At 68.4% G+C, this 11450-nt stretch carries 9 protein-coding genes; 7 read left to right on the top strand and 2 right to left on the bottom strand.

Annotated features, from left to right (window positions below; translation table 11 throughout):
* The first annotated feature begins 2 nt into the window (after positions 1–2).
* Positions 3–1190, top strand: a complete 1188-nt coding sequence (locus DAT35_RS38265) for an AI-2E family transporter (RefSeq protein ID WP_108074224.1) — start codon at positions 3–5, stop codon at positions 1188–1190.
* Positions 1191–1233: 43 nt separating this feature from the next.
* Here the strand turns inward: DAT35_RS38265 and DAT35_RS38270 are convergent, their stop codons facing one another.
* Together DAT35_RS38270 and rho are read right to left on the bottom strand one after the other, a co-directional pair.
* The gene (locus DAT35_RS38270; protein ID WP_108074225.1) at positions 1234–1545 is read right to left on the bottom strand and encodes a hypothetical protein; all 312 of its coding nucleotides are present in this window, start codon (positions 1543–1545) and stop codon (positions 1234–1236) included.
* 20 nt (positions 1546–1565) lie between these two features.
* Positions 1566–3191, bottom strand: a complete 1626-nt coding sequence (gene rho / locus DAT35_RS38275) for a transcription termination factor Rho (protein ID WP_108074226.1) — start codon at positions 3189–3191, stop codon at positions 1566–1568.
* A 301-nt stretch (positions 3192–3492) separates the two neighbouring features.
* Here rho and ligA point away from each other — a divergent pair, with 301 nt between their 5' ends.
* The 6 genes from ligA to DAT35_RS38305 all read left to right on the top strand — a co-directional run bounded on the left by ligA (position 3493) and on the right by DAT35_RS38305 (position 11449).
* Positions 3493–5520, top strand: a complete 2028-nt coding sequence (gene ligA, locus DAT35_RS38280) for an NAD-dependent DNA ligase LigA (RefSeq protein ID WP_108074227.1) — start codon at positions 3493–3495, stop codon at positions 5518–5520.
* A gap of 12 nt (positions 5521–5532) precedes the next feature.
* Positions 5533–5817, top strand: coding sequence for an acylphosphatase (locus DAT35_RS38285; protein WP_108074228.1), 285 nt, complete (start codon positions 5533–5535; stop codon positions 5815–5817).
* Entirely contained in the window at positions 5814–6260 is a 447-nt protein-coding gene (locus DAT35_RS38290) for a DUF3052 family protein (RefSeq protein ID WP_108074229.1), read from the top strand. The genes DAT35_RS38285 and DAT35_RS38290 overlap by 4 nt, the downstream gene beginning before the upstream one ends.
* A gap of 543 nt (positions 6261–6803) precedes the next feature.
* Positions 6804–9413, top strand: a complete 2610-nt coding sequence (locus DAT35_RS38295) for an Rne/Rng family ribonuclease (protein ID WP_108074230.1) — start codon at positions 6804–6806, stop codon at positions 9411–9413.
* A 136-nt stretch (positions 9414–9549) separates the two neighbouring features.
* Positions 9550–10983, top strand: coding sequence for a YhjD/YihY/BrkB family envelope integrity protein (locus DAT35_RS38300; protein WP_108074231.1), 1434 nt, complete (start codon positions 9550–9552; stop codon positions 10981–10983).
* A gap of 124 nt (positions 10984–11107) precedes the next feature.
* Positions 11108–11449, top strand: a complete 342-nt coding sequence (locus DAT35_RS38305) for an HU family DNA-binding protein (protein ID WP_108074232.1) — start codon at positions 11108–11110, stop codon at positions 11447–11449.
* Position 11450: the final 1 nt, after the last annotated feature.

An 11450-nucleotide genomic window follows, 5' to 3' on the forward strand; every position in this document is an offset into this window, starting at 1 on the left:
CCATGCTGCAGCCCCAAGAGCTCTCCATTCCGGCGGACGTGCGCCGCAAGCGCCTCTACATCCTCGCGGGGCTGTGGCTGACCATCGCTGTCGTCCTGGCTCTGTTCCACTCGGTGCTGCTGCCCTTCGCGAGCGCGGCGTTGATCGCCTACCTGGTGCACCCGCTGGTGACGCGCATCACCCGCCTGCGGGTGCGGGGGCGGAACATCCCGCGCTGGGTGGGCATCCTGCTCATCTACGCCCTCTTCTTCCTGGCGGTGTACCTCTTCTTCATCGCCATGGTGCCGCAGCTCTACCGGGAGCTGGCACGCATCAGCCGGGATGGGGTGGCGTTCGTCAACTCGCTCACGCCCGAGCGGATCCACGTGCTGGCGGACCACGCCGAGGACTGGCTGCGCGCCAATGGCATCCCGGTGGCCATCGCCACGCCCGAGGACATCCGCAACGGCGTGCCCACCACGGGCTTCTCGCTGGACCTGGAGAAGACCATCCGGGACATCGCCATGAGCCTGACGGCGCTCACGCGCGAGCACATGGGCGACATCGTGACGGTGTCGCGCAACATCATCACGTCGGTGCTGGCCGGCGTGTTCATGATGTTCTTCATCCTGATGGTGGCGGCGTTCTTCTCCATCGATGCGCAGCCCATCGTCCGGTACTTCACCAGCCTGGTGCCGGTGGAGTACGGCACCGACGCGCAGGTGTTGCTGGAGCGGATCGACCGCTCGCTGTCCGGAGTGGTGCGCGGGCAGGTGACGATCTGCCTCGTCAATGGTGCGCTCACCTTCGTGGGGCTGATGCTGTTCGGGGTGAAGTTCGCGTTCCTGCTGGCCACGGTGGCCACGGTCTTCAGCCTCATCCCCATCTTCGGGACCATCCTCAGCTCGGTGCCCATCGTGCTCATCGCGCTGGCGGACGGCTTCCAGAAGGGGTTCGCCATCCTGCTGTGGATTGTGGGCATCCACGCGCTGGAGGCGTACTTCCTCAACCCGAAGATCATGGGCTCGGCGGCGCGCATCCACCCGGTCATCGTGGCCTTCAGCCTGATTGCCGGGGAGAAGATGTTCGGCCTGGTGGGCGCGCTCTTCGCGGTGCCGGTGGCCTCCATCGTGGTGGCCTGCTTCGACTACGCCCGGCTCAAGGCACAGCCCAAGCTGGGCGAGGTGCAGCTCGTCGAGACGTCGAAGTAGGGAGGGAGACCGGCGCTCCTGGCCCCGAGGGGAGTCGCGGCGCTCAGCCCTGGCAGGCGGCCTCGCAGCGCGAGTCCCGGCAGTAGACGTAGCAGCGCCCGCAGTCGAGCCCGTTCACCGGACAACTGCCGTTGCACCGGACGCCGCTGCAGTCGGGCCCGTCCTGCACATGGGTGGGGTTGGTGCCCTCACCGCAGCAGGCGTTGCCCGTGCAATCCGCGTCCGTGTAGCAGGTGCGGTCGGACAGCGGTGTTGGGATGTTGCCAAAATTCGGGTCGACGGGGCCGCACCCGGCGGCCAGTGTGAGCATCGCCCCCAGGGCGAGGGCGAGCGAAACGGAGCGGGTGCGGCACATATGTCGACTCCCTACCGGTCCTACCGGTTCATCGAGCCGAGGAATTCGGCGTTCGACGCGGTCGGACGCATATGCTTGAGCACGAATTCCATCGCGTCGATCGGCGTGAACGGGTGCAGTACCTGACGAAGCGCGGTGATGCGGATGAGGTCCGCGGGCCCCAGCAGCAGCTCCTCCTTACGAGTACCGGACTTGTTGATGTCCAGCGTCGGAAAGATGCGCTTCTCCATCAGCTTGCGGTCCAGGACGATTTCCGAGTTACCGGTGCCCTTGAACTCCTCGAAGATGACCTCGTCCATGCGGCTGCCGGTGTCGATGAGCGCGGTGCCGATGATGGTGAGGCTGCCGCCCTCCTCGATGTTGCGCGCGGCGCCGAAGAAGCGCTTGGGCTTGTGCAGCGCGTTGGCGTCCACACCGCCGGAGAGAATCTTGCCCGAGGCCGGCACCACCGTGTTGTAGGCGCGCGCCAGACGGGTGATGGAGTCCAGGAGGATGCACACGTCGTACTTCTGCTCGACCAGGCGCTTGGCCTTGTCGATGACCATCTCCGCCACCTGCACGTGACGCGTGGCCGGCTCGTCGAAGGTGGAGCTCACCACCTCGCCGCGCACGTTGCGCTCCATGTCCGTCACTTCCTCGGGGCGCTCGTCCACGAGCAGCACGATGAGGTAGACGTCCGGGTGGTTCTTAGAGATGGCGTGCGCGATGTTCTGCAGCAGCACCGTCTTACCGGCCTTCGGCGGCGCGACAATCAGGCAGCGCTGGCCCAGGCCGATGGGGCAGAACAGGTCGATGATGCGCGTCGTCATCTCCGACCCCTCGTGCTCCAGCTTGAGCTTGCGGGTCGGGTAGAGCGGCGTGAGGTTGTCGAAGAGGATGCGCTCGCGCGTGGCCTCGGACAGGGGGTCGGCGAAGTTGACCTTGTCCACCTTCTGCAGCGCGAAGAAGCGCTCGCCCTCGCGCGGCTGGCGGATGGGGCCCGTCACCGTGTCGCCCGGCCGCAGGTTGAAGCGGCGCACCTGCGACGGCGACACGTAGATGTCGTCCGGGCTCGGCTGGTAGTCGCTGTCCGCGCTGCGCAGGAAGCCGAAGCCGTCGCTGAGCAGCTCCATCACGCCCTCGGCGTGCACCTCGAACCTCTTGTCCGCGATTCCCGACAGCAGCGAGAAAATGAGGTCTTGCTTCTTGAGACCCTGATAACCCTCGACACCGAAGTCGTGGGCCATCTTCGCCAGGTCGGTGATCTTCATCCGCTTCAGGTCATTGAGCTTGATGACCTGCATGGGGGCGCCATCGCGCGTCACCTCGGTGACGACGGGGGCCTCGGCATGCTCGGGGGCCGCGGGCTGCACGGCGGGCTCCTCGTGAGCGGCGTGGGCGCGGACCTCCTGGTACTCCTCGTCCCGCACGGGGTGGGACGGAATGGGCGTCAGCACCGGGCGCGGAGTCTCGACGGCCGGAGCTTCGGCTTCGGCTTCGGCTCCGGTGTCCTCTTCCCGACGGGCGGCTGTCCGGCGGCGCGCCGGCTTCTCGGTGTCATCCCGCTCCGCCGTCTTGGCCCGCGTCGTGCGACGCTTGGGCTTCTCTTCTTCGAGTTCGACAACGGTGTCCAGGATCTTTTCTTTGGGGGAACGGGCTTTGGCCATGATTGGGGGGTTGCTGACGGGCGCCCGAGGGGCGCTCACGGGAATGTCGTGAAAGATGTCCGTGGGGTACGCGGGACGCGAAACACCCTCAGGGCGACACCCTGGATCCCTTCTTGCCGGGACCTCGCGGGTGGTGGAACCTTGTGGTGGGAAGAGATGGCGTCCTGAGGGTGCGACAACAGCCCTCATGAGCCGCTGCAAGAGGTTATTGACCACCTCCGGAGCTGTCAAGGCATCCTCGCTACCTGACCCGCCAGGCAACTGACACCCCGATTCTTTCAGCCCAGCCGAGTCCTCATCCGTGAACTCCTCGAAGACCGCCGACGCCACCCGAATCGAGCAGCTCCGCAAGGAGCTGGCCCACCACAACTACCGCTACTACGTGCTCGACTCGCCGGAGGTCAGTGACGCGGAATACGACCGGTTGATGCGGGAGCTGCAGGAGCTGGAGGCCCGCCACCCGGAGCTCGTCACGGTGGACTCGCCGACCCAGCGGGTGGGCGGCGCTCCGGCCGAGAAGTTCGAGAAGGTGGTCCACCGCGTTCCGATGCTCTCGTTGGCCAACGTCTTCAACGACGAAGAGCTTTCCGATTTCGACGAGCGGATCCGCCGCCAGACGGGCCTCGGGCAGGTCGCCTACGTCTGCGAGCCCAAGCTCGACGGACTGGCCGTCACCCTGCACTACGAGCAGGGCCGCTTCCTCCGGGGCGCCACCCGCGGCGACGGCACCGAGGGCGAGGACGTGACTTCCAACCTGCGCACCATCCGCAGCATTCCCATGGAGCTGCTGCCCCAGGACGGGGTGAAGGTGCCCGGCGTCCTCGAGGTGCGCGGCGAGGTCTTCATCGCCAAGAAGGACTTCAAGAAGCTCAACGACAAGCGCGAGGAGGAGGGCGAGCCGCTCTTCGCCAACCCGCGCAACGCCGCCGCCGGCAGCTTGCGGCAGTTGGATCCGCGCATCACCGCGTCCCGCCCGCTCTCCCTCTTCCTGTACGAGTGCGTGCCCGGCGAGGGCGTGCCCGCGTTCCGCTCGCACACGGAGAAGCTCGAGTACCTCAAGTCGCTCGGGCTGCCGGTGAACCGGTACGTGCGGGAGGGGAGCGTGGAGGGGGTGCGCGAGCAGAACCGCAAGTCCATCGAGGGCCGCCACGCCCTGCCCTTCGAGGTGGACGGCATGGTGGTGAAGGTGGACGAGGAGGACCTGCGCCAGCGGCTGGGACAGATTTCCAAGAGCCCGCGCTGGGCGGTGGCCTACAAGTTCCCGCCCGAGGAGGAGGCGACCCTGGTGGAGGACATCCAGGTGTACGTGGGCCGCACGGGCGCTCTCACGCCGGTGGCGCACCTCAAGCCGGTGAAGGTGGGCGGCGTCACCGTGAGCCGCGCCACCCTGCACAACGAGGACGAATTGCGCCGCAAGGACGTGCGCAAGGGCGACACCGTCTTCATCCGCCGCGCCGGTGACGTCATCCCCGAAATCGTCAAGGTGGTGGAGTCCAAGCGGCCCGCGGATGCGCAGCCCTTCATGTTCCCCACCGAGTGCCCCGTCTGCCACGCGGCCGCCGTGAAGGACGACGAGGGCGCCATCATCCGCTGCACCGGCGCCACCTGCCCCGCGCAGTTGGTGGAGAAGGTGCGCCACTTCGCCTCGCGCACGGCCATGGACATCGACGGCCTGGGCGAGAAGCTGGCCGCGCAGTTCGTGGAAACGGGGCTGGTGAAGAGCTTCGCGGACCTCTACCACCTCACCAAGGGCCGGCTGCTGGAGCTCGAGCGCATGGGCGAGAAGAGCGCCGACAACCTGCTGGCCAACATCGAGCGCTCCAAGCAGACCACCCAGCCCCGCTTCCTCTACGCGCTCGGCATCCGCCACGTGGGCGAGGCCACCGCCAAGACGATCGCCGAGGCCTTCCCCGACGTGCGCCAGCTCTACGAAGCCAGCCTCGAGGACATCACCCGCTGCAAGGACGTGGGCCCCACCATGGCCCAGGTCATCTACGCCTTCTTCCGCGAGCCGCAGAACCGCGACGCCATCGACGCGCTGCTCGCCGCGGGGGTGGTGCCGGCCGCGCCCCGCGTCGTCAAGACGGGCGTCTTCGCCGGCAAGACGGTGGTGCTCACCGGCGGCATGAGCGGGATGAGCCGCGACCAGGCCAAGGAGGAAATCGAGCGCCGGGGCGGCAAGGTGTCTGGAAGTGTCTCGCGCAAGACTGACATGGTGGTGGCGGGCGAGGACGCGGGTAGCAAGCTGAAGAAGGCCCAGGAACTCGGGGTAAGAATCCTGGACGAGCAGGCGTTCCTGCAGCTGCTGCAGACGGACGCGAGAGGGTAAAGGGGCGGCACCATGGACAGGCGGCGAGCAAGCCTCCGGATTCGAGGCAAGGTGCAAGGGGTGTTCTACAGGGAGAGCGCCCGCACCGAGGCCCTGCGGCTCGGACTGACGGGTTGGGTGCGCAACCTGTCGGATGGGTCCGTGGAGGCGGTGGCGGAGGGCGCACCGGAGTCCATCGAGGCATTCATCACCTGGTGCCGCCGGGGTCCCACCCAGGCCCGGGTCTCGGACGTGGAGCGCGCCGATGAAGAGGCGCGCGGGGAGTTCACCACCTTCACCGTGGAGCGCAGCTCATGACTCCCTACGCGCTGGCGTCCCTGCCGGCCATGCTGGGCATCAAGACGGGCAGCAAGGTCTCTGTCATCAACCCGCCCCGGGGCTTCGTCCAGAGGCTCAACCCCCTGCCCGAGGGCGTGGAGTTCCTCATCACCGCCCAGACGGGCCTGGACGTCATCCTCTTCTTCACCCAGGACGCCCACGAGCTCGTCCAGCGCCTGCCCGCCCTCTCGCGCGCCATGGCCCTCACCGGCGGCATCTGGGTGTGCTGGCCCAGCGGCGAGGGCATCAAGACGCCTCTCTCCGAGGACTTCATCCGCCAGGCCGCGCTCGACATCGGCCTGGTGGACAACAAAATCTGCATCATCGACAGCACCTGGACGGGCCTGCGCCTGGTCCGCCGCCCTCGGGGCAGGCTCGACAAGCCGGAGAACCGGAAACGCGCCCCGACCGCCCAGGCCTAGAGCCCGCCGAGCTGCCAGACGGCCGACATTTTCCATGTCTCGCCTTTACAGGTCGTATCAGGCGTGAAAACCTTTTGCCGTTTTCAGGGCCCGGGACGTTCCACCAGGGGTGGGGCGTTCGGGGTTCATGGATTCTTGATTTTTGAGACGGGTGCGTTCCCAGGACACCAGGGCGCGCTGACTGCACCGGGCCTCTGTCGCCCCCCCAAGGCGCCCGCGGATGGGCTCCGACCGGGTGTGGAAGGAAGAGGCAGGGCGGTACGAGCGCCAGGGCGACCTCGAACGCTCGATTGGGAGTAAGTCCCCGCCCGGCAGGGTGCCGGCCAACGCGGGGCGTCATGAACTCGGAGGAGCAGGTCGTGGTCCCCTCAACCCCCACCCGCGCGGAGACAGTCGGCCCCCAGAAACATGGGTCGGCCTCCGTCCGTGCGCGTCGGGGAGCCGGGGCCGCCTCTCCCCTCGCAGCGCGCTCGGAAGCGGGAGACGCCGTCGCCTCCCGTCCGCCGGAGCTCACGCATCCGCGCGCGCGCCCAGGATTCGTCAATGAGCAGCATCCTCGTCATCAACGCGGCGGGCCGGGAGACCCGCGTGGCCCTGGTCGAAGGCGGGCACATCGCGGAGTTCTACCTCGAGCGTAAGAAGGACAAGGGAATCGTTGGAAACATCTACAAGGGCCGTGTCGTCCGGGTGCTTCCGGGCATGCAGGCGGCCTTTGTGGACATCGGGCTGGAGAAGGCGGCCTTCCTCTATGTCAGCGACGTCGTCTACGACCCGGACTTCGCGCGAGCGCAGTTCGAGCTGACCGAGGGCGAGCACGACGAGGACGCTCCGGAAGTCCCCGAGGAGTCCGAGGCCGTGGCCGCCGAGGCCGCTCATGAAGCCGGCGCCGAGGTGGAGGCCGAGGTCCACGAGCACACCGCCGTGGGTGGCGAGGCCCCCGTTTCCGTGGAGGGCAAGCCCGAGCTGCACGCCGGGGAGCCCCGCGCCGAGGAGCCGGAGCACTGTGCCGAGGAACCCACGGTCCATGCCGAGGCACCCGCGCCCCGCGCCGAGGAGCCCGTCTCCATCGCTCCCGTCACGGCCGAGCCGGTGTCCGTGTCCGCCCCGTCCGAGCCGGTGAGTGCCGCCCCGGTGCCGGTGGCGCCGGTGGAGTCCGCGCCCTTGAGCGTGGCGGCCCAGGCGGCTCCGGCACTGGAATCCTCCGCAGCGGTGGCCACCACCGAGGGCTCCGTGGCCCTGGCGCTGCCCCCCGAGCCGTCCCTCATCGCCCCGAGCGAGCCGGGTGTCGCGGCTCCCGCGGCCCAGGCCGAGGCAGCCCCGCAGCCGCGTCCCGAGACGACCGCGGGTGAGCGCCGCGCTCCGCGTGAGAACCGTGAGGCCGCCCGCGAGGCCCGTGAAGCCCGCCGCGAGCAGAAGGATCGCGAGCGCGAGAAGGATCGGGAGAAGGACAAGGGCCGCAAGCAGCGCGAGGAGCAGCCGCGCAAGCGCGACGAGGAGAAGTCCAAGCCTCGCAAGACGGCCAAGATCGAGGAGTTGCTGAAGGTGGGCCAGGAGGTCGTGGTCCAGATCTCCAAGGATCCCATCGGCACCAAGGGCGCGCGCCTCACCTCGCACATCTCCATCCCGGGCCGCCACCTGGTGTTCATGCCCACGGTGGACCACGTGGGCATCAGCCGCCGCATCTCCAACGAGAAGGAGCGCAAGCGGCTGCGCGACATCGTCGACCGGCTGCGTCCCCCCGGGACGGGCTTCATCGTGCGCACGGTGGCGGAGAACGTGCCGCAGGAGAAGCTCGAGAGCGACATCCGCTTCCTCATCGAGGTGTGGAACCAGGTGGTGCGCCGCAACGAGAAGCGCGGTGGCCCTGGCCTGCTGCACCCGGACCTGGACCTCATCCTGCGCGCCACGCGCGACCTCTTCGCCCACGACGTGGAGAAGCTCGTCGTCGATGACCGCGAGGAGTACGAGCGCATCCTCGGCTTCGTGAACGCGCAGGATCCGGCGCTCAAGGACCGGGTGGTGCTGCACGAGTCGGACGAGCCCATCTTCGACGCCTACGGGATTGAGCACGAGCTGCAGCGCGCCACCCAGCGCAAGGTGTGGCTCAAGAGCGGCGGCTACCTCATCATCGACCAGGCCGAGGCGCTCACCGCCATCGACGTCAACTCGGGCCGCTACGTCGGCAAGAAGAGCCTCGAGGAGACGATCACCAAGATCAACGTCGAGGCGGCCAAGGAGATCGTCTACCAGCTGAGGCTGCGCAACATCGGCGGCATCATCATCTGCGACTTCATCGACATGGAGAAGCCGCAGAACCGGGACAAGGTCTTCAAGTCGCTGCAGGAGGCGCTGGGCCGGGACAAGGCCAAGACGAACGTGCTGAAGATCTCCGAGCTGGGCCTGGTGGAGATGACGCGCAAGCGCGTGCGCGAGTCCATCGGCCGCGTGCTGCACGAGGACTGCCCGTACTGCGACGGCAAGGGCTTCGTGAAGACGGCGACCACGGTGGCCTACGAGATCTTCGGGGAGATCCGCCGCGAGGCGCCGGGCTACAAGGACCCCACGCTGGTCATCAACTGCAATGCCGAGGTGGCGCGGCTGCTCCAGGGCGAGGAGCGGCAGGAGCTGCGCCACCTGATGGACCGCTACAACAAGTCCATCCAGGTGAAGGCGCAGCAGAACTACCACCGCGAGCAGTACGACATCTACGGACGCAGCGCTCAGGGCGGGGACCACAAGGTGGCCTCATCGCCGGGCTCGGGTGATGGCGAGCTGTCGATGCAGCGCCGGCCCGAGAGCGGCGGTGGCGAGCGGGGCTTCCGCTCCGAGGGAGGCGGCCGAGACCGGGACCGCGACCGCGACCGTGAGCGGGGGGGTGGCCGCGACCGCGACCGCGAGCGGGGGGGTGGCCGCGACCGCGACCGCGAGCGAGGGGGTGGCCGCGACCGTGACCGCGAGCGAGGGGGTGGCCGCGACCGTGACCGCAACCGGGGCGAGCAGCGCCGGCCCGAGCAGCGAGAGGGGCGCGGACAACAGGGTGGGCAGCAGGCACAGCAGCAGCAGGCACCTGCTGGCGAGCAGCCCACCGCGAGCGGCACGCCTCCAACGTCCTCTGGCGGTGGTGGCAACAACGAGTCCGGCGGAAATACCTGAGCCCGACCGCTCCGCTCCCTCCCAGGAGCGGAGCGGGGCGAGGGTGCTAGACCCACTCCGGGAGACCCTTCGGGTCGCGAGCACCCTCACCCCCTGGCCGAGCCTCCCTGGCATTGGCTAGCCTTGGCGCCCCCGGATGAGCTCCTTCACTCCCCTCTTCCTCCAGCGGCTGCGCGCCCGCGCGCTCGAATGGGCCAGGCGAACCTGGGCTCCGCTGGAGCGGACCCGGGCGGGCCGCTTCGCGGCGGACACGGTGCTGGCGCTGCGCAGCCTGGCGCGTGGCTTCCAGGGCGAGAACATCCGCCTGAGGGCCGCGGCGCTCACCTACATCAGCGTCTTCTCACTGGTTCCACTGCTGACGGTGGTGCTGGCCCTGTTGGGTGCCTACCACCAACAAGCGTTCCAGCAGCGCCTGCGGGAGATCATCTTCGCGGTGCTGGCCCCCGGCGTACGTGAGGAATCCGCGGCCTTCCTGGAGCGCTTCCTGAAGCCGGGCCACGCGACAGCCATCGGGAGCGCGGGCTTCCTCGGGCTGCTCTTCTCGGCGGGCTCCCTGCTACAGAACATCGACGTCTCGCTGAACGAAATCTGGGGCGTGAAGAACCATCGCCCCTGGCTCGTCCGCGCACTCATCTACGCGGGACTGCTGCTGCTGGGGCCACTGATGCTGGCCCTCTCGTTCGCAGGGACGAGCGTGGTGCACTCCTTCCTGGAGGGAACCCACTCGCCGCACTTCCTGGGCCTCTTCGAGCTGCTGTTCGGCGCTCTATCGCCCCTCACGGCGGTGGCCGGGCTCACCCTGCTCTACTACGTCACGCCCAACACCCACCTGCGCCTCCGGTCGGCACTGGCGGGAGGGCTGGTGGCGGGTGTGGCCTGGAGCGTGGCGCGGCACGTGTACACGGGAGCCGCCGCATACAGCTTCCGCAACAACCCGCTCTACGCCTCGCTGGGCGCCCTGCCCATGTTCCTCGCGTGGCTCTACGTGGACTGGCTCCTCATCCTCGTGGGAGCCCGCCTCTCCTACGCGGTGGAGCACGCCACCTTCCGGGACTCGCTCTGGGCCTTTGGCGCCCATCCGCGGGCACGGGAGTTGGTGGCTGCCCGGGTGGCCCAGGAGACCACGCTGGTCTGGTTCGACGGAGGGACGCCGCCCCTGCCTCGGGACCTGGCGCTGCGCCTCCGGGTCACCGAGTCGCTCGTCGACGAGGTGGTGGAAGACCTGGAGCGGGCGGGGTTGCTCGAACGCCACCGCCGGGGAGGCGTCCTACCGGCCCGCCCCCCCGCCGAGCTGACCCTGGCCGACCTGACGCTCGCCGTCCACGGCGTCTACAACCCCGTCGAGCCCGGCACGCACAGGAGCCCACGCGCTCCCGGTTTCGAAATCCTGGACGCCTTCTTCCGGGAGTCGGACAGGGCGGGCCTCGAGGTGCTGCGTCAGACGCGGTGGCTGGACCTCGCCATCCTCGTGCGCCCGGGGCTCGCACAGGTGCAACCAGAGCCCACCGAGGCCCCGCCTGCCTCTCCCCCGCCCCCTGTCGAGGCGGCGACAGGAAGCGGAAATCCGTAACGTTTCCAGGAGGTTGTCGGGCCTCGTGGCTTGCACGCGGGATTCGTTCTGTTATCTTTCCGGGATTCGACCACGGGCCAAGCGCCCTGTTTCCGAGGGGTTACGCGGTTTGCGGGAGCGTGCGATGCTCAAGTCCGATCTGATCAACGTCCTCGTCGGCAAGAAGGGGATGACGCAGAAACAGGCCGAGGCCACGGTCGAGACGATCTTCGAGTCCATGAAGGACGCGCTCTGTCGCGGAGAGAACATCGAGATCCGCGGGCTGGGTGCCTTCCACGTGAAGAGCTACCAGGGCTACCAGGGGCGCAACCCGAAGACGGGGCAGATCATCCCCGTGAAGCCCAAGCGGGGCCTGCTCTTCCGCACGGGCAAGGAGCTGCGCGACCGGGTCAACCGGCCAGCGCCCCAGACTCCACAGTCCGACATCTCCTTCGACCCCAAGAGCGGCAACGGCACCAACTACTAGC

This window comes from Vitiosangium sp. GDMCC 1.1324, assembly GCF_003044305.1.
Taxonomy (GTDB): Bacteria; Myxococcota; Myxococcia; order Myxococcales; family Myxococcaceae; genus Archangium.